19 protein-coding genes are annotated in these 16,578 nt (G+C 71.0%); 12 read left to right on the top strand and 7 right to left on the bottom strand.

All coding sequences use genetic code 11. The annotated features are described in order from the left end of the window. Window positions 1-51: 51 nt before the first annotated feature. The 7 genes from IPV10_RS01890 (at window position 52) to IPV10_RS01860 (ending at window position 7,555) form a co-directional block, all read left to right on the top strand. Window positions 52-768: an NUDIX domain-containing protein gene (locus IPV10_RS01890; RefSeq protein WP_207479828.1), complete on the top strand. Its 717-nt coding sequence runs from the start codon at window positions 52-54 to the stop codon at window positions 766-768. Next, window positions 765-2,183, top strand: coding sequence for a quinolinate synthase NadA (gene nadA, locus IPV10_RS01885; RefSeq protein WP_242684522.1), 1,419 nt, complete (start codon window positions 765-767; stop codon window positions 2,181-2,183). The genes IPV10_RS01890 and nadA overlap by 4 nt, the downstream gene beginning before the upstream one ends. Further along, window positions 2,180-3,649, top strand: a complete 1,470-nt coding sequence (gene nadB, locus IPV10_RS01880) for an L-aspartate oxidase (protein WP_207479826.1) — start codon at window positions 2,180-2,182, stop codon at window positions 3,647-3,649. The genes nadA and nadB overlap by 4 nt, the downstream gene beginning before the upstream one ends. Further along, window positions 3,649-4,500 carry a carboxylating nicotinate-nucleotide diphosphorylase gene (gene nadC, locus IPV10_RS01875; protein WP_207479824.1) on the top strand — a complete coding sequence of 284 codons (852 nt, stop codon included), beginning with the start codon at window positions 3,649-3,651 and terminating at the stop codon, window positions 4,498-4,500. Before nadB ends, nadC begins: the two co-directional genes overlap by 1 nt. Next, complete coding sequence (locus tag IPV10_RS01870; protein ID WP_207479822.1) at window positions 4,500-5,639, top strand: cysteine desulfurase family protein; 1,140 nt, start codon at window positions 4,500-4,502, stop codon at window positions 5,637-5,639. Before nadC ends, IPV10_RS01870 begins: the two co-directional genes overlap by 1 nt. Before the next feature lie 148 nt (window positions 5,640-5,787). Then, window positions 5,788-6,735, top strand: coding sequence for a glycosyltransferase family 2 protein (locus IPV10_RS01865; RefSeq protein ID WP_307861028.1), 948 nt, complete (start codon window positions 5,788-5,790; stop codon window positions 6,733-6,735). 46 nt (window positions 6,736-6,781) lie between these two features. Continuing rightward, complete coding sequence (locus IPV10_RS01860) at window positions 6,782-7,555, top strand: SDR family NAD(P)-dependent oxidoreductase (protein ID WP_207479820.1); 774 nt, start codon at window positions 6,782-6,784, stop codon at window positions 7,553-7,555. Window positions 7,556-7,570: 15 nt separating this feature from the next. Here the strand turns inward: IPV10_RS01860 and IPV10_RS01855 are convergent, their stop codons facing one another. Further along, the gene (locus IPV10_RS01855) at window positions 7,571-9,613 is read right to left on the bottom strand and encodes an ABC transporter ATP-binding protein (protein ID WP_207479818.1); all 2,043 of its coding nucleotides are present in this window, start codon (window positions 9,611-9,613) and stop codon (window positions 7,571-7,573) included. A gap of 171 nt (window positions 9,614-9,784) precedes the next feature. Between IPV10_RS01855 and IPV10_RS01850 the strand changes: the two genes are divergently transcribed. Next, window positions 9,785-11,263 (top strand): MDR family MFS transporter, encoded by a 1,479-nt coding sequence (locus tag IPV10_RS01850; RefSeq protein ID WP_207479816.1) that lies wholly within the window; start codon window positions 9,785-9,787, stop codon window positions 11,261-11,263. Window positions 11,264-11,284: 21 nt separating this feature from the next. Here IPV10_RS01850 and IPV10_RS01845 read toward each other — a convergent pair whose 3' ends face one another. Beyond that, complete coding sequence (locus tag IPV10_RS01845; protein ID WP_207479814.1) at window positions 11,285-11,431, bottom strand: hypothetical protein; 147 nt, start codon at window positions 11,429-11,431, stop codon at window positions 11,285-11,287. Window positions 11,432-11,514: 83 nt separating this feature from the next. Between IPV10_RS01845 and IPV10_RS01840 the strand changes: the two genes are divergently transcribed. Further along, on the top strand, window positions 11,515-12,099 hold the full coding sequence (locus IPV10_RS01840) for a 1-acyl-sn-glycerol-3-phosphate acyltransferase (RefSeq protein ID WP_207479812.1): 585 nt from the start codon (window positions 11,515-11,517) through the stop codon (window positions 12,097-12,099). A gap of 22 nt (window positions 12,100-12,121) precedes the next feature. On the opposite strand, the gene IPV10_RS01835 is transcribed toward IPV10_RS01840, so the two are convergent. Continuing rightward, window positions 12,122-12,325 carry a hypothetical protein gene (locus IPV10_RS01835; RefSeq protein WP_207479810.1) on the bottom strand — a complete coding sequence of 68 codons (204 nt, stop codon included), beginning with the start codon at window positions 12,323-12,325 and terminating at the stop codon, window positions 12,122-12,124. 69 nt (window positions 12,326-12,394) lie between these two features. Between IPV10_RS01835 and IPV10_RS01830 the strand changes: the two genes are divergently transcribed. Then, the gene (locus IPV10_RS01830) at window positions 12,395-12,919 is read left to right on the top strand and encodes a DUF6328 family protein (RefSeq protein ID WP_207479808.1); all 525 of its coding nucleotides are present in this window, start codon (window positions 12,395-12,397) and stop codon (window positions 12,917-12,919) included. 262 nt (window positions 12,920-13,181) lie between these two features. After that, a complete protein-coding gene (locus tag IPV10_RS01825) occupies window positions 13,182-13,481 on the top strand; it encodes a Fe-S cluster assembly protein HesB (protein WP_207479806.1) in 300 nt (99 codons plus the stop codon). A gap of 62 nt (window positions 13,482-13,543) precedes the next feature. On the opposite strand, the gene IPV10_RS01820 is transcribed toward IPV10_RS01825, so the two are convergent. The 3 genes from IPV10_RS01820 to IPV10_RS01810 all read right to left on the bottom strand — a co-directional run bounded on the left by IPV10_RS01820 (window position 13,544) and on the right by IPV10_RS01810 (window position 15,343). Next, window positions 13,544-14,062 (bottom strand): hypothetical protein, encoded by a 519-nt coding sequence (locus IPV10_RS01820; protein ID WP_207479805.1) that lies wholly within the window; start codon window positions 14,060-14,062, stop codon window positions 13,544-13,546. Between the two features lie 64 nt (window positions 14,063-14,126). After that, window positions 14,127-14,840: a zf-HC2 domain-containing protein gene (locus IPV10_RS01815; protein WP_207479803.1), complete on the bottom strand. Its 714-nt coding sequence runs from the start codon at window positions 14,838-14,840 to the stop codon at window positions 14,127-14,129. Then, complete coding sequence (locus tag IPV10_RS01810; RefSeq protein ID WP_207479801.1) at window positions 14,837-15,343, bottom strand: sigma-70 family RNA polymerase sigma factor; 507 nt, start codon at window positions 15,341-15,343, stop codon at window positions 14,837-14,839. The genes IPV10_RS01815 and IPV10_RS01810 overlap by 4 nt, the downstream gene beginning before the upstream one ends. 82 nt (window positions 15,344-15,425) lie before the next feature. Here IPV10_RS01810 and IPV10_RS01805 point away from each other — a divergent pair, with 82 nt between their 5' ends. Further along, window positions 15,426-15,926 (top strand): DUF2231 domain-containing protein, encoded by a 501-nt coding sequence (locus IPV10_RS01805; protein ID WP_207479799.1) that lies wholly within the window; start codon window positions 15,426-15,428, stop codon window positions 15,924-15,926. Window positions 15,927-15,936: 10 nt separating this feature from the next. Here IPV10_RS01805 and IPV10_RS01800 read toward each other — a convergent pair whose 3' ends face one another. Then, window positions 15,937-16,575: a DUF1345 domain-containing protein gene (locus tag IPV10_RS01800; RefSeq protein WP_207479797.1), complete on the bottom strand. Its 639-nt coding sequence runs from the start codon at window positions 16,573-16,575 to the stop codon at window positions 15,937-15,939. Between the last annotated feature and the right edge of the window lie 3 nt (window positions 16,576-16,578).

The raw sequence follows: 16,578 nt of genomic DNA, 5'->3' as shown, positions 1-16,578 counted from the left end.
GACCTAAGGGTCTAGATGACACTAAGATCGTTGCGGGAGGTTAAGGTAACTATGACTCGAAGCCAGGGCATCCGCGTGGCTGTCTCGACGGCGATCCTCACGCTGCGTCGCGCCGAGAACGGCGAGGCCGTCCTCGCGCTGCCCCTGGTGCTGCGAACCCGCGAGCCCTACGCCGACCAGTGGGCGCTGCCGGGCGGATGGCTGACCGAGGCCGAGTCGCCTGTCGACGCGGCCGCACGCACGCTCGCCGAGACCACCGGACTCGCGCCGAGCTATCTCGAGCAGCTCTACGCCTTCGGCGCCGTGGACCGCTCCCCCGCACGAGTCGTCTCGATCGTGTACTGGGCGCTCCTGCGACAGGACGAGGTCGACGCGCAGAGCGCCGCGCATCGAGCATCCGGTCACGCCCCCGAGAACGTGCGCTGGTTCGACGTCGACTCGCTCCCCGACCTCGCCTTCGATCACGCCAAGATCATCGAGTACGCCCTGTGGCGCCTGCGCAACAAGGTCGGCTACAGCCGGGTCGCGCACGGATTCCTGCCGACCGAGTTCACGCTGGCCGACCTCAGAGAGGCCTACGAGGCGATCCTCGGCAAGCACCTGGATCCCGCGAACTTCCGCCGCCAGGTGGAGGCCGCGGGCAACCTCATCCCCACCGACGGCTTCCGCACCGGAAGCCACCGTCCCGCACGTCTGTACCGCTACAACACCGATGTCGCGCTGGCCGATCGCGGCCCGCTCGGCCCTGAGGAAACGAGTACCCGATGATCCTTCGACAGGCTCAGGAACCCATCCGCCTTCCCCTCGTCCGTTCGGACGCCTCGGTCGACCACGCCATCCAGGCGATCGTGAGCGGCGCATCGACCGATGCGACCTGCAGCACCGACCTCGCCGCGGGCCCCTGGGACTTCGACGCCCGTCCCGGCTACGGCCCCGGCTCCTCGATGGGCGACGTGATCCCCACCGGCGCGCCGCGGCAGGGCGAGCTCCCCGCCGAGTACCGCGAGGCGAGCGAGGAGGACCTCGATGCGCGCATCCGCGCCGCGAAGCAGACGCTCGGCGACCGCGTCGTGATCCTCGGCCACTTCTACCAGCGCGAGGAGGTCGTCCGGCACGCCGACTACGTCGGCGACTCGTTCCAGCTCGCGACGGCCGCCAAGGGGCGCACGGATGCCGAGGCGATCGTGTTCTGCGGCGTGCACTTCATGGCCGAGACCGCCGATCTGCTGTCGACGCCGGAGCAGGCCGTGATCCTGCCCAACCTCGCGGCCGGCTGCTCGATGGCCGACATGGCCGACATCGATCAGGTGGAGGACTGCTGGGAGCAGCTCGCCGAGATCTACGGCGACATGGATGCGGTCGACGAAGACGGCCGCGTCCCCGTGATCCCGGTGACCTACATGAACTCCTCGGCCGCGATCAAGGGCTTCGTCGGCCGCCACGGCGGGATCGTGTGCACCTCCTCGAACGCGCGGACCGTGCTCGAGTGGGCGTTCGAGCGCGGTCGGCGCGTGCTGTTCTTCCCCGACCAGCACCTCGGCCGCAACACCGCGAAGGCGATGGGCGTCCCGCTCGATCGCATGCCGATGTGGAACCCCCGCAGGCCGCTCGGCGGCTCCTCTGCTGCGGACCTCCTCGACTCGCAGGTGATCCTGTGGCACGGGTTCTGCTCGGTGCACCGCCGGTTCACGGTGGCGCAGATCGACCAGGCGCGCGCCGAGCACCCCGGAGTGCGGGTGATCGTCCACCCGGAGTGCCCGATGGAGGTCGTGGACGCCGCCGACGAGGCAGGGTCCACCGACTACATCCGCCGGGCGATCGAGGCGGCGACCGAGCCCGCCACCTTCGCGATCGGCACCGAGATCAACCTGGTGCGACGCCTGGCAGCGCAGTACCCGCAGCACGAGATCTTCTGCCTCGACCCGGTCGTGTGCCCGTGCTCGACGATGTACCGCATCCACCCCGGCTACCTGGCCTGGGTGCTCGAAGAGCTGGTCGCCGGCCGCACGCCGAACCGGATCACCGTGCCCGCCGACGTCGCCGATCCCGCGCGCCTCTCACTCGAGCGGATGCTCGCCGCGAAGCCCCCGGTCGTCACCCGCCCGCGAGACTTCACAGATGTCACGAATTCCGGCGGAAACGGTGACATTCGTGAAGTCTCGCGGGCCGGGAGGGACTCTTGAACGTCGTCGTCGTCGGTTCAGGGATCGCCGGGCTCACCGCGGCGCTGCACGCGCACGAAGCCGGCCACATCGTCACGATCGTCACCAAGGGCGCGCTCGGCGACGGGTGCACCGGCTTCGCTCAGGGCGGCGTCGCGGGCGTCTACGGCCCCGGAGACTCGGCAGAGCGGCACGCCGCCGACACGATGGATGCGGGCGCGGGGCTGTCGGATGCCGTGGCTGTGGAGGTGCTCGTCGAAGAAGGGGCTGCGCGCATCGCGGAGCTCATCGCCAGGGGCGTCGCCTTCGACCGGGGCGCCGATGACGAGCTGCTCCTCGGCAGGGAGGCGGCGCACAGTCACGCGCGCATCGTGCACGCCGGCGGCGACGCCACCGGCGCCGCGATCTCCCGTGCTCTGGTCGCCGCCGTGCGGCGCACGCGGATCACCGTGACGGAGCAGGCATTCCTCGCCGATCTCATCGTGACGGACGGCACCGTGCGCGGCATCCGCCTGCTGATCGACGGCACGGCTCGCGCCCTCGTCGCGGACGCGGTGATCCTCGCGACCGGCGGAGCCGGCCACCTGTACGCGCACACCACGAACCCCGTCGGCACGACCGGCGACGGGATCGCCGCCGCCCTCCGCGCGGGCGCCGAGGTCGCAGACCTGGAGTTCGTGCAGTTCCACCCGACGATCCTGGCCGAAGGTCCCGCGTTCCTCGTCTCCGAGGCTGTGCGGGGCGAAGGCGCGACCCTGATCGACGATGAGGGCCGGCGCTTCACGTTCGACAGCCACCCCGACGGCGAACTCGCACCGCGCGACGTCGTGTCCAGGGCGATCGCGCGCCAGGCGGGCGTCCAGGGCTCGCCGGTGCGGCTCGACGCCACCATGCTGGGCGCGCGGATGCTCGCCGCCCGGTTCCCGACCATCGACCGGGTGACCCGCAAGCGGGGCTTCGACTGGGCGCGCGAGCCCATCCCGGTGACCCCGGCGGCGCACTATCTGATGGGCGGCGTCGTCACCGATCTCGAAGGGCGCTCCAGCGTTCGCGGCCTGTTCGCGGTCGGCGAAGTCGCCCGCACCGGCGTGCACGGCGCCAACCGGCTGGCCTCGAACTCGCTGCTCGAGGGCGCGGTCTTCGGCGCGCGCGCCGCGGCCGCGCTCGACCGTCCGTGGCTCCGGTCGCGATCTGTACGGCTTCCGCGGCCTGAAACCGTGCCGAATCGCGACCGGAGCGCATTCGACCGCACCGCCCTGCAGCAACTGATGTGGGAGGAGGTCGGCCTGATCCGCACCCGCGACGGGCTCGAGCACGCGCTCGCGGTCGTCCGCGACTGGCGCGCGACGGCCGCCGCGCCGTCGACTGCGGCAGAGCACGAGGACGCGAACCTGCTGCTGCTCGCCGAGGCTACGGCATCCGCTGCGCTGGCGCGCACCGTGAGCGTCGGCGCCCACCACCTCGAACCCGCCCTGATCGGAGTCTGATGCTCACCCCCGCCCTCATCGCCCGCGTCGTCGGAGCGGCCCTCGAGGAGGACGCCCCGTGGGGCGACCTCACCAGCACGACGCTTCTCCCGGCCGACGCCACCGCCACCGCCGATCTCGTCGCGCGTGAACCCGGCGTGTTCAGCGGCGGCGAGGTGTTCACCGCCGCGTTCGCGCTCACCGATCCCGGGGTCACGGTCGACGTGCACCTCGGCGACGGGGACGCGTTCGCGGCAGGAGACGTCCTCGCGTCGGTGTCGGGCTCGGCGCGCGCCATCCTCACCGCCGAGCGCATCGCGCTGAACTTCACCCAGCGCATGAGCGGCATCGCCACGCTGACCGCGGCGTACGTGCGCGCGATCGAGGGCACGACGGCGCGCATCGCCGACACGCGCAAGACGACGCCGGGCCTGCGGGCCTTCGAGCGTCACGCGGTGCGCTCGGGCGGCGGTCACAACCATCGCCACTCCCTCTCCGATGCGGTGATGGCGAAGGACAACCACCTCGCCGTGCTCCAGCGGTCGGGTGCCGACCTGGCCACCGCGCTGCGCGAGGCCTTCGCTCAGCTGCCGCACACGACCCACGTGGTGGTGGAGGTCGACCGGCTCGAGCAGATCCCGGCGGTGCTCGACGGCGGGGCGCACACCGTGCTGCTCGACAACTTCTCGCTCGAGGAGCTTCGCGCGGGCGTCGAGCTGATCGGCGACCGCGCGCAGGCAGAGGCCTCCGGCGGGGTGAACCTCGACACGGTCGCGGGCATCGCGGCCACCGGGGTGGATGTGATCTCGGTCGGCGCGCTGACGCACTCCGCGCGGGCGCTCGACCTCGGGCTGGACGTGCGGATCGACTGATGCTGTACCTCGACCATGCCGCCACCTCGCCGGTCCGGCCGGAGGTGCTGGAGGCCATGCGCCCGTACCTCACCGGGGTGTTCGGCAACCCGTCGAGCCATCACACGGTCGGCGAGGCAGCGGCGAGCGCGCTGGACGACGCCAGGGCTCGTGTTGCGCGGGTGCTCGGGATGCGCACCGGCGACGTGGTCTTCACCGCCGGCGGGACCGAGGCGAACAACCTGGCAGTGAAGGGCATCGTGCTTGCGGCGCGGGAGCGCGGACGCCGGCATCTGGTGATCTCCCCGATCGAGCATGAGTCGATCCTCGAGTCCGCGGAGTATCTGCGGCGCTTCCACGACGTGACGGTGACGCGTCTGGACGTGGATGCCGCGGGGCGGATCAGCCCGTCGGCGCTCACCGGCGCACTGCGGGACGACACCGCCCTGGTTTCGCTCGGGCACGCGAACAACGAGATCGGCACGGTGCAGGAGGCGGAGGAGCTGAGCACCGTCGCGCGAGGTGCCGGAGTGCCGCTGCACCTGGATGCGGTGCAGTCCGCGGGCTGGCTCGCGCTGGACCGGCTCGGTGCGGACGCCGTGTCCATCGCCGGCCACAAGATCGGGGCCCCCAAGGGGATCGGGGCCCTGGGCGTGCGCGGTCGTGTGCCGCTGGAGCCGCTGCTGCACGGCGGGGGGCAGGAGCGGGGACGGCGCTCCGGGACGGAGAACGTCGCCGGCGCCGTCGCGCTGGCCACCGCGCTCGATCTCGCCGAGGCGGAGCGGGAGTCCACCGCCGGGCGAGTCGGCGCGTCGACCCGGCGGTTCGTCGACGCGGTGCTGGCATCCGTGCCGCAGGCCGCGCTCACCGGTGACGCGGAGCGGCGCCTGCCCGGCACGGCCAGCTTCACGTTCGCGGGAACCAGCGGAGAGTCCGTACTGCTGGAGCTCGAGCGGCGCGGCATCGTCTCGTCGAGCGGCTCGGCGTGCGCGGCCGGCAGCGACGAGCCCTCGCATGTGCTGCTGGCGTGCGGCATCCCTCCGGAGATCGCGCAGACCTCGGTCCGCTTCACGTTCGGCCGAGACCACCTCCCGAACGACGCCCCCGAGCGGCTCGCCGCCCTGGTCGCCGACGCGGTGCGCGCCGTCTCCGGTTCATGACTCCGGAGAACCGACCCTCATCGCGGAACGGCGCCTCGTGATTCCGGGGTTCTACCGGCGCACAGCGCCCATTTCTCCGGAGTTGTGACAGCCGACCGCGAGTTCCCCGGCGGATCCAGTGCCGAAGGTCGGCCAATAGACTCGACCGGTGACCGCATCCGCCCCGATCGTGACGATGATCGTCCCCGGACGTGACATCGCCGCCTTCGCCACCGGCGCGCTCGACTCGCTCCGCGCGCAGACAGAGACCCGATGGCAGGCGATCCTCGTCGACGACGGCTCGGTCGACGACACCGGCGCGATCTTCGCGGATGCCGCGGAGTCCGACCCGCGCTTCCGGATCATCCGCAACCCGGAGCCGCAGGGGCTCGGAGCCGCACGCAATGCGGGCCTCGCCCTCGTCGACACCCCTTACCTCGGCTTCCTCGACGGCGACGACGAACTCGCGCCCGCCGCATTGGAGCGCCTCACCGGTGCCCTCGCGCGCTCGGGAAGCGACTTCGCGGCGGCGGCGTACGTGCGCACGCGATCCGACGGCGAGAGATACGTCCCGGGGCGGATCCAGCCGTGGGTCGCCGCCGCGACCTCGCCCGAGCGCGTCGGCACCACGATCCTCGAGCATCCGCACGCGTCGGCGAACATCGTGGCCTGGTCGAAGGTGAGCCGCACCGGCTTCTGGGATGATCTGCGCTTCCCGGAGCACGTCGCGTACGAGGACCAGATCGTCGCGCAGCTGATGTACACCCGCGCCCGCGCGTTCGACACGATCCCCGACCCGCTGGTGCGCTGGCGCATGCGCGCGGACGGCAGCTCGATCACGCAGGGCAAGGCGAAGCTGACGGTGCTCCGCGACTACCTCGCCGCGCTCCGCGGGGGCATCCGGGTCCTGCACGACGCAGGCGCAGCCGGCGCGGTGACGGCCAGGCTCGAGCTCATCCTCGCGATGGACATGCCGCCCCTGCACCTGATCGCCGCAGAGCATCCCGATCCCGCCTATGCCGCCGAGGTCGCCTCGTTCGTCGAGGAGTTGCAGGCGCTGCCCGAGTTCGCGGCCGCCCGTCCGGATCCGACGCTCGCCGCGGCACTGGCCTGGTGAGCGCCACCCTGCCGGCGCGCTCGGCATCCGCCACCTCAGGAGGATCATGAACGCCTATCTCACCGACCTCTTCTGCCTCGACGCCCGCACCGCGGTGGTCACGGGCGGCAGCTCCGGCATCGGCCGTGGCATCGCCACCGCGCTCGCCCGTGCGGGCGCGGCCACCGTGATCGTCGCCCGCGGGGCGGCGCGCGTCGAGGAGACCGTGCGCGAGCTCAGCGACGCCGGATGCCGCGTGGCCGGCGTCGTCGGCGACCTCGGCACCCGCGACGGGATCCGCGCCGTGGCCGAGGCCGCAGCCGAGCCGTTCGGCGAGCCCGACATCCTGGTGAACTCCGCCGGCATCAACATCCGCCCGCCGTACCCGGCAATCACGGAGGCCGACTGGGACGCGACGATGACCGTCAACGCCCTCGCCCCGTTCCTGCTCGGCCAGCGCTATGCCACGGGCATGGCCGAGCGCGGCTACGGCCGCCTGATCCACATCAGCTCCCAGCAGGCGCACCGCGCGTTCGTCGGCAGCGGTGTCTACGGCGTGTCGAAGGGCGCGGTGGAGTCGCTCATGCGGTCGGAGGCCGAGGCGTGGGGCGGCAGCGGCGTGACGAGCAACACGCTCGTGCCCGGTTTCGTGCTGACGCCGCTCAACGCGAGGCTCCAGGAGGATCCCGCCCAGATCGAGGCCCTCGCCGCGCGCACCATGATCGGCCGGAACGGAGTGCCGTCGGACTTCGCCGCAGCGGCCGTCTTCCTCGCGGGCGCGGGATCCGCGTACATCACCGGGCACTCGCTGTTCGTCGACGGCGGCCTCTCGGCGCACTGACCCGCACACGCCCGCTCACGCCTCCGGCGGGTACGTCCTCTCGACGGCATGCGCCGCGTCGAGCAGCGGAACCGGCGCGGTGAGCGCGGCCACGGCATCGGCCCCGGCCGAGTCCGCAGGTGCACGGTCGGCTCGCCGGCCGGCGAGCGCCGCCTCCATGCCGCCGACGACGGCCTCGACGGCCGCCTCGGTCTGCAGCACCCGGGATGCCGCGACCTGCTGCTGGGCGAGCTCGGCGTAGAGCCCGCCGAGGGCGAGGAGCTCGGCGTGCGTGCCCGACTCGATGATCCGCCCCGCGTCGAGCACATGGATCATGTCGGCCCCCATCACGGTCGACAGGCGGTGCGCGATCGTGAGGGTGGTGCGACCGCGGGCCGCCTCGTCGAGCGCCTCCTGCACCACTCGCTCGGAGACCGTGTCGAGAGCCGAGGTCGCCTCGTCGAGCAGCAGCACCGGCGGGTCCTTGAGCAGCACCCGCGCGATCGCGATGCGCTGCTTCTCCCCGCCGGAGAGGCGGTAGCCGCGTTCGCCGACGACGGTGTCGTAGCCCTTCTCGAACCCGGCGATGATGTGGTGGATGTTCGCCGCGGTGCACGCCGCGATCACCTCGTCCTCTGTGGCGCCCGGTTTCGCGTAGAGCAGGTTCTCGCGGATCGTGGCGTGGAACAGGTAGGTCTCCTGCGACACGATGCCCACCTGATCGATGAGCGACTCGTGCGTGAGACCGCGCACATCGGCGCCGGCGAACATCACGGCACCGCCGTGCGCCTCGTACAGACGCGGAGCCAGGTACAGCACGGTCGTCTTGCCCGCGCCGGAGGGGCCGACGAACGCCACATGCTGGCCGGGCTCCGCCACGAACGAGATGCCCTGCAGCGTCGCGCGCGCATCGGTTGCGGCATCCGGATAGCGGAACACGACATCCGCGAACTCGATCCGCCCGCGCGGGCCCGGCGCCTGCTCGACGGAGATCGCGTCCGGGGCATCCGTGATCTCGGGCACCAGGTCGAGGTACTCGAAGATGCGCGCGAACAGGGCGGAGGAGGTCTGCAGGTCGAGCGAGACCCGCATGAGCCCCATCAGCGGCATCAGCAGCCGCGCCTGCACGGTCGTGAACGCGACCACGGTTCCGGCCGTGATCGCCCCCGTCCCGCCCGCGATCAGGTAGCCCGAGACCAGGTAGATCACGGCCGGAACGCTCGCCATCAGCACCTGGACGACCGCGAAGAAGCCCTGGCCGCTCATGGCGCGCCGCACCTGCAGCTTCACCTGGTTGCGGTTCTCGGCCTGGTACCGCTCCGACTCGGTGCGCTGGCGGTTGAACGACTTCGACAGCAGCATCCCGGACACGCTCAGCGTCTCCTGCGTGATGGAGGTGAGCTCCGAGAGCGACTCCTGCGTCTCCCCCGCGATCCGCGCCCGCACCTGCCCCACCCGGCTCTGCACGAGCACGAGGAAGGGCATCAGCACGACGGCGATCAGCGTGAGCCGCCAGTCGATCAGGATCATCGCCACGAGGGAGGCGGCGACGGTGACGGCGTTGCCGAGGATGCTGGTGACGGTGTTCGTCAGCACTCCGGACACGCCGCCGACGTCGTTCTGCAGCCGGGACTGGATGACTCCGGTCTTGGTGCGGGTGAAGAACCCGAGCTCCATGGACTGGAGATGCTCGAACAGGCGCACCCGGAGATCGCCGGTGACGCTGTTGCCCACGGTGGAGGTGAGCCACGTCTGCGCCACGCCGAGCACGGCGGACAGCAGGAACAGCCCGATCATGACCAGCACCAGGACGAGCAGCAGCTCGAGACGCGGCTCGCCTCCCGTGATGGGGAACAGCGCGTCGTCGAAGATCCGCTGGACCAGCAGCGGTGGGATCACCGCGATGCCGGCGCCGGCGATCACGAGGATCCCGGTGAACAGGATGCGCCAGCGGTAGGGCCGGAACAGCGCGATCACGCGGGCGCTGAGGCCCGCGATCCGAGGGGCCTCGGCATTGCGCCGGCGCTGCGCGGCCTCGTCCATACCCCGGAACCCCGGATGCCCGCCGCCCATGCTCATATCGCCAGCGTACCCAGCGGCTCGGACACCGGGGCGAGGCACGGGCGCGGCATCCGTCCGCCGTGAGCGGATTCCCATGGGAGCGGAACGAAATGTCTGTGGATCCCGTTACGCTGAGTGACTCTCGTGCACTCGCACACTTCCCTTCCGCATGACGCCTCAGGAGGCCATATGTCTGCCGTCGACACCGGTTCCACCACGACGACTCCTGCCCCCGCTTCAGGCTTCATCTCCCCCAGGGACATGCGCGTGATCTGGGTGCTGCTGATCGCGGCCTTCGTCGCCATCCTCAACGAGACCACGATGGGGATGGCGATCCCGCATCTCATCACGGACCTCGGGATCACCCCGATCGCCGCGCAGTGGGTCACCAGCGCGTTCATGCTGACCATGGCCGTGGTCATCCCGACGACCGGGTTCCTGCTGCGGCGCTTCACGACGCGCCAGGTCTTCCTCGCCGCCCTCGCCCTCTTCTCCGGCGGCACGCTGCTCGCGGCGCTGGCAGCCGGTTTCGAGATGCTGCTGTTCGCCCGCGTCGTGCAGGCGGGCGGCACCGCGATGCTGATGCCGCTGCTGATGACCACGATCATGAACCTCGTGCCCAATGAGTCGCGCGGACGCATGATGGGACGCGTCAGCATCGTGATCTCGCTCGCACCGTCGATCGGCCCGACCATGTCGGGCTTCCTGCTCGACCACTTCGGCTGGCGCGCGATCTTCGTCGTGGTGCTGCCGATCGCGCTGGTCGCGATGTTCGTCGGCTGGCGCTGGCTGACCAACGTCGGCGAGACCACGAAGGCTCCGCTCGACGTGCTGTCGATCATCCTCTCGGCGTTCGGGTTCGGCGGCATCGTCTACGGCCTCAGCCAGATCGGCTCGCTCGCCGAAGGCGACGCGAACCCGGCACCGCTGGCGATCTCCCTGACCGTCGGCGTGATCGCCTTCGCGGTGTTCCTGTGGCGACAGGTCATCCTGCAGCGCGAGGACGACGCGCTCCTGGATCTCCGCGTCTTCAAGTCACTCGGCTTCTCCCTGTCGATGGCGCAGATGTTCCTGCTGTCGCTCGCGTTCTTCGGCACGATCACCCTCGTGCCGCTGTACCTGCAGAACGCGCTGAAGCTCTCGACTCTCGATTCGGGGCTCATCGTGCTCCCCGGTGCGCTCGCGATGGGCCTGCTCGGGCCCGTCATCGGCCGCATCTACGACGCACGCGGCACGCAGGTCCTGCTGATCCCCGGCTCGATCCTCGCCGCCGCCACACTGTGGTTCTACACCACGCTCAGCGTGAGCACGCCGGTGTGGCTGGTGATGATCTCGCAGATCGTGCTGTCCGTGGGTCTCGCGCTGTCGTTCACGCCGCTGTTCACGGCCTCGCTGGCCTCGCTCACGCCGAAGTTCTACTCCTACGGCAGCGCCGTGATCGGCACGGTCCAGCAGGTGGCGGGCGCCGCGGGCATCGCGGTGATGGTGGCCCTGTTCACGGTCATCACGAACGAGAACGGCGGCACCGAGGTCCCGGAGGCCGTCGCCACCGGGTCGCAGACCGCGTTCCTGATCGGTGCGGTGATCGCGACTCTGACGGTCGTCGGCGCGTTCTTCATCCGCAAGCCGGCGGACGACGGGATGAGCGCTCCGCACGCCGGTCACTGACGCATCCGACGGCGTCTGCTGCTACTGCGCCTTCTGCGCGGGGATGTGGCAGACGCCGTCGCTGCAATAGCCCGCGGCGTCGCCGGCGAGAAGGCTCAGGGTGCCGAGCAGCGGCTGCAGCCCCTCGGGTGCGTGCGGGGCACTGGTCTCCGCCTGCGTGTCAGTCATCCTTCGATGGTACGCCCGCTGCGGACGGACGGCTCCTCGTGCCCTCGCCGACAGCGGGTCGGCGGTTGCCCTACGGTGGACAGATGCTCAGACGATTCCTCGCCCGCCTGTACTGGGCGTTCAGCCGCTGGACGCTCGCAGGAGGGAAAGCGCCGACGCGCCCCTCGGTGCTGATCGGCGCACCGCACACCTCCAACTGGGATTTCGTGCTGATGCTGGCCATCTCCTGGCGTCTCGGGATCGACGTGCACTGGCTCGGCAAGAAGAGCCTCTTCCGCGGATGGCGTGGCCCCATCATGCGGCGTCTCGGCGGGATCCCGGTCGACCGCGCCGACCCCGCCCGCGTCGTGAACGACGTGGTGGCGCAGGTCAACGCCGGCGGGGTGTTCGGACTGGTCGTCACACCCGACGGCACGCGCGGCGGCAACGACTACTGGAAGTCCGGCTTCTACCGGATCGCCCGCGAGACGGGGATGCCGGTGACGCTGGGTTTCGTCGACCGCACCACCATGACGACCGGTCTCGGCCCGACGTTCGACCTCACCGGCGACGTCGCCGCAGACATGGGTCGCATCCGCGCGTTCTACGCGGACAAGGCGGGAGCCCGGCCGGAGCGGCGAACCGAGCCGCGGCTCCGCGAGGAGGACTCCTCGCCTCCGGCGTCATGACCTCCGGCGCCGGAGGTTCCCGTCAGTCGACCGACTCCATCTGCGTGCGGGCGTAGTCGAGATCGCGATCGGTGAGCTCCTCGGCTCTGCCGACGACGGCACCGGTGATCTCGCGGATCTCCTCGCGCGCCCGCTCGCCCAGCAGCGACGTGCCGCTGCCGAGCACCTCGTGCCGCGCCTCGATGGAGAGGTGCGGCCACCATTCGTGGATCGGGGGGATGGTCATGATGACTCCTTTCGTCTGGTTCCCGCAACGGCCTGGACAGGCCTTGACGATCCGCACGAGACTGAGGTCATGAGATCCCAGGACGGGCCGGCCGAGGTGAGAGAACACGATGATCGCGCCGACGGGCGGGACGAGACGCCGAATGAGCGCGCGGACCGCAACTGGGACGAACTCCTGCAGGAGCTGCGGGTGACCCAGACCGGCACGCAGATCCTCACCGGGTTCCTGCTGGCGGTCGCCTTCCAGCCGCGGTTCACCGACATGGACGCGCTGCAGCGCAACGCGTACGTCGTCCTCGTCGCTCTCGCCGCGCTCGCGACGGTCCTCGCGCTGACACCGGTGGGCATGCATCGGATGCTGTTCGGGACGCGCCGCAAGCCCGAGCTGGTGCGGGTCGCCGCTCGGATCGTGAAGATCGATCTCGTCGTGATCGCGGCGCTGACGATCGGGGTGACGACCCTCATCGTCGACTTCACCGTGAACCGCACTGCGGGCCTCGTGGCGCTCGTCTCGGCGATCGCGCTGGTCGTCGGGCTGTGGGTGACGCTGCCGTGGATCATCCGCCGCACCCTGCGCCGGCGGGACGGCGACTGAGCGGCGCACCGCTGACCGCACGCGCGCCGGAGGACCCTCGACCGCCGGCAGGCTGACTCCGCCATCGCTGTCGCTCCTCTCCGTCGCTGCCTCGACGGTACGCTCCGCGCCCCTGCGCCCCGGAGGTGCTTGACAGGTCGATGCGGGCCTCGGTGGGAGAACCCTCCGAATCGGCGCGTGGGGGTTGAGGCGCCTCCGCATCTGCGGAATCGTGGCCCGGACATGTCGCGACCGCGGCATGCCCCAACCGGAAGGAGAGCCCGTGCTCACCCTCACCGACAACGCCACCGCCATCGTGACGACACTGGTCAATCGCCAGAGCGACGCCGTCGACGCCGGTCTGCGCATCCACACGGCCGCCGCCGAGGAGCCGGATGGCGCATCCCGCTTCTCGGTGCTCGTGGCCGAGCATCCGGAGCCCCAGGACCAGGTTCTGGAGCTTGCCGGAGCGCGCGTCTTCCTCGAGGAGGCAGCCGCGATCGCCCTCGACGACAAGGTCCTGGATGCCGGAGTGGACGACCAGGGCGCCGTGTCGTTCGCGGTGCTCCCGCAGGTCGCCTGACGCAGGATTCCGGATGCCGCGGCTCGGTCGAGCCGCGGCATCCGCCGTTTCCTCGCGCCGGTCTATTCGGCCATCCGCTCGCCCGCAGGAGAGAGCACCCACCAGACGCCGCCCACGCCCTGGCCGTTGACATCGCCGGCAGCCTGGTCGCCGGCGAAGTAGTAGAGCGGCCAGCCGTCGAGAGTGACCTGCTTCGAACCGTCCGCGGCGGTGATCGTGCCGACCTCGCCGGTCACGCCCTCCACCGCGGGCGCCGCGCTCTCGGTCGTCACCGGCGGCCAGTTCGTCAGGCACTGCCCCTCGCATGCGCTCGCGCCGGCTCCCTGGGTGTCGTCGTCGAACATGTACACCGTCATGCCCTCGCCGTCGACGGTGATCTCCCCGAGGGAGGTATCCGCCACCGTCAGCTCGGCCTCCCCGGCGGCCGGGGGCGCCTCCTCGGACGGTGCGGTCTCGGCGGACGGCGCGCCGTAGGGGTCGCCGGAGCCGGGATCGGTGCCGCCGGCCGAGGAGCAGCCCGCCATGGCGAGCGTGAGGAGAAGGGCTGCGGCGATTGCGGGTTTCCTGACCTTGGCGAACATGTCGAACCTCCTGTGCGTGACCGCGAGTCGGTCATCGGGGACACGAGAGGAGCGCGCGCCGCGTTCAATCGCCGCCGAGGGCTCCCCCGTCCGCCCTCATCAGGACATCGCCGGACAGGACCGCGCGGATCTCCAGCGAGTCGATGTCGGCGGCGGCGAGCGCGGTGCCCGCACTCACCTTCGCCGTGGAGCCCGGGTGCGCGCGCCAGGTCGACAGCACGCTCTCGGCGCCGTCGTCGCCGATCACGACGAGCGCGTACGCCCAGCCTTCGGCCGGGGCATCCGCGATCTCACCGTACTCGCAGGACATCTCGATCCGCGTTCCCCATGCGACGTCGGTGAGCTCGACGGATGCCGACAGCGGAAGGTCCGCGACCTGCTCGAGCGCCACGGTCTCCGGCGACGGGCGGAGCAGGGAGGCCGTGACGGGGATCGCCACGGCGGCGATCACGATCGCGGCCGCCGCGGCGACCGACGCGACCCGTCGGCGACGACGCTGCGCCCTGGCGCGCGCGGCGCCCAGTGAGATCACCCGCGCTCGGTGCCCGCCGTCCGGCCCGTCGTCCTGCGCGTCATCTGCGGAGTGCAGCAGCGTGCGGCCCCGGCCCTGATCGACTCGTGCCAGCAGGCCGAGCGTCGGCGCGAGCTCGGCGATCGCCGTGCGGCAGCGCTCGCACTCGGCGACATGCGACTCGTAGAGCGCGCGATCGGCGGGGCTGAGCGCGCCGAGGAGGTACGCGGCGTCCCAGTCGGTGAAACGCAGGTGATCGGCGGTCATCGCGTCACTCCCTTCTCCTGGAGGCCGAGGCGCAGCGCCCGCAGCCCGTAGTGCAGCCTCGACTTCACGGTGCCCTCAGGGACGGTCAGCTCGTCGGCGATCTCGGCCACGGTGAGCCCGCCGTAGTACGCGCGCACCACGACGTCCCTGTGCGCATCCGAGAGGCCGGCGAGCGCCTCCTCGATGAGCATGGCGTCGAAGATCGCATCGGTGGCGTCGCGCACCGCGGACTCCGGCGGCTCCTCCACGGGTATCTCGCGTCGGCGCCGCGCGCTTCGCGCCTCGTCGACGACCAGGTGCCTCGCGACCGTGTACATCCACGACCGCGTCGACTCCGGATCCTCGGCGAGGATGTGCGGAGTGCGCCAGGCGCGCAGCAGCGTCTCCTGCACGACGTCGTCCGCCGCCGCGTGGTCCCCGGTGAGGTGCACCACGTAGCGCCAGATCGGCGTCGCGTGGGCGTCGTAGAGCGCACCCAGTCGCGCCGCGTCGTCGCTCGGCATCCGCCACCTCCCTGCAGGGACACGAGATCGAAGCGCGCAGGGTTCATCTGAACCGCGGACGGCGTCGTCTCGTGTCACGAGTATGGACCTGTTCGAGATCGCCGGGCTCCCCCTCCACCCGCTCATCGTGCACGCCGTGGTGGTGCTGATCCCGCTGACCGCCCTCGCGCTCGTGCTCGGCGCGCTGTTCCCTCCGGTCCGCCGGCGGCTCGGGATCGTGACGCCGGTGGCGGCGCTCATCGTCGCGGCGCTCGTGCCGGTGACGATCCTGGCCGGCGAGTCGCTGATGGAGGAGGTGGGGCCGATCCCGCAGGTCCTGCAGCATGAGGCGCTGGGACGGATGCTGCCGCCCTGGACGATCTCGCTGTTCCTGGTCGCGGCGGCGCAATGGAGCTGGTACCGATTCGGAGCGCGGCCTGCGCAGGCCCGGACCGCGGAGGGCACGGCGGTTCAGGGGCCGCCGGCTCGGGCGGATCGCATCGCGGCGGCCGTGTTCGCGGTGCTGTCGCTCGTCGTCGCGGCCGGGAGCACGATCATGGTGGTGCTCATCGGCGAGTCCGGGGCGCGGGCCGTGTGGGGCTGACCCGTGAGTGTCAGCCGAGACCCGCGACCAGATTGATGATGGTCGCGAGGATCACCGTGCCGAAGAGGTACGCGAGAACCGTCTGCGCGATCACGACCCTCCGGAACTCGTTGCGGGTCACGTTCGTGTCGGCGACCTGATACGTCATCCCGAGCCCCAGCGAGAAGTAGACGAAGTCGGTGTACTCGGGATCCTCCTGCTGGTTGAACAGGATCCCCCCGACCGGATCCGTGTAGTACATCCGCGCGTAGCGCAGGACGTAGTCGATCTGGATCAGCGTCCAGGACGCGGCGACGCTGACCACCGCGATCCCGGCGAGCACGTACTCGTCGAGGCCGGGGGCCTGGCGCGCCTCGGTGATCACGACGAGCACCGCCCCGAGACTCACCAGGCTCCCGGCGATCGAGATCAGTCGCGCCACGCGTCGCCCCGGTGCCTCCAGCATCGCGTGCGCACGTGTGGCCGCGGCATCCATCGGCCAGACGAGCAGGAGCACCCACACCACGTTGACGAGGGCGAATGCGCCCCAGGCGGCGAGGACTCCGGCGGCGAATCCGAAGACGGTCAGGGTGAGCCATCCGACGGCTGCGCCGGCGACGACCGACAGGATCGCGCGCAGTCGCACGATCGTGTGCGCGGAGATGCTCATGCC

Source organism: Microbacterium sp. SD291, assembly GCF_017355365.1.
GTDB lineage: Bacteria > Actinomycetota > Actinomycetes > Actinomycetales > Microbacteriaceae > Microbacterium.
The sequence above is the reverse complement of the archived record's forward strand: the minus strand, read 5'-3'. Positions and strand labels throughout refer to the sequence as shown.

What these genes read in the sequence shown, in the direction of transcription:
- IPV10_RS01815 (WP_207479803.1), bottom strand. Translation starts at nt 14,840, where the DNA reads ATGACCGCCGATCACCTGCGTTTCACCGACTGGGACGCCGCGTACCTC.
- IPV10_RS01820 (WP_207479805.1), bottom strand. Translation starts at nt 14,062, where the DNA reads ATGTTCGCCAAGGTCAGGAAACCCGCAATCGCCGCAGCCCTTCTCCTC.
- nadC (WP_207479824.1), top strand. Translation starts at nt 3,649, where the DNA reads ATGCTCACCCCCGCCCTCATCGCCCGCGTCGTCGGAGCGGCCCTCGAG.
- IPV10_RS01870 (WP_207479822.1), top strand. Translation starts at nt 4,500, where the DNA reads ATGCTGTACCTCGACCATGCCGCCACCTCGCCGGTCCGGCCGGAGGTG.
- IPV10_RS01810 (WP_207479801.1), bottom strand. Translation starts at nt 15,343, where the DNA reads ATGCCGAGCGACGACGCGGCGCGACTGGGTGCGCTCTACGACGCCCAC.
- IPV10_RS01805 (WP_207479799.1), top strand. Translation starts at nt 15,426, where the DNA reads ATGGACCTGTTCGAGATCGCCGGGCTCCCCCTCCACCCGCTCATCGTG.
- nadA (WP_242684522.1), top strand. Translation starts at nt 765, where the DNA reads ATGATCCTTCGACAGGCTCAGGAACCCATCCGCCTTCCCCTCGTCCGT.
- IPV10_RS01860 (WP_207479820.1), top strand. Translation starts at nt 6,782, where the DNA reads ATGAACGCCTATCTCACCGACCTCTTCTGCCTCGACGCCCGCACCGCG.
- IPV10_RS01835 (WP_207479810.1), bottom strand. Translation starts at nt 12,325, where the DNA reads ATGACCATCCCCCCGATCCACGAATGGTGGCCGCACCTCTCCATCGAG.
- IPV10_RS01800 (WP_207479797.1), bottom strand. Translation starts at nt 16,575, where the DNA reads ATGAGCATCTCCGCGCACACGATCGTGCGACTGCGCGCGATCCTGTCG.
- IPV10_RS01890 (WP_207479828.1), top strand. Translation starts at nt 52, where the DNA reads ATGACTCGAAGCCAGGGCATCCGCGTGGCTGTCTCGACGGCGATCCTC.
- IPV10_RS01845 (WP_207479814.1), bottom strand. Translation starts at nt 11,431, where the DNA reads ATGACTGACACGCAGGCGGAGACCAGTGCCCCGCACGCACCCGAGGGG.
- IPV10_RS01850 (WP_207479816.1), top strand. Translation starts at nt 9,785, where the DNA reads ATGTCTGCCGTCGACACCGGTTCCACCACGACGACTCCTGCCCCCGCT.
- IPV10_RS01830 (WP_207479808.1), top strand. Translation starts at nt 12,395, where the DNA reads ATGAGATCCCAGGACGGGCCGGCCGAGGTGAGAGAACACGATGATCGC.
- IPV10_RS01840 (WP_207479812.1), top strand. Translation starts at nt 11,515, where the DNA reads ATGCTCAGACGATTCCTCGCCCGCCTGTACTGGGCGTTCAGCCGCTGG.
- IPV10_RS01855 (WP_207479818.1), bottom strand. Translation starts at nt 9,613, where the DNA reads ATGAGCATGGGCGGCGGGCATCCGGGGTTCCGGGGTATGGACGAGGCC.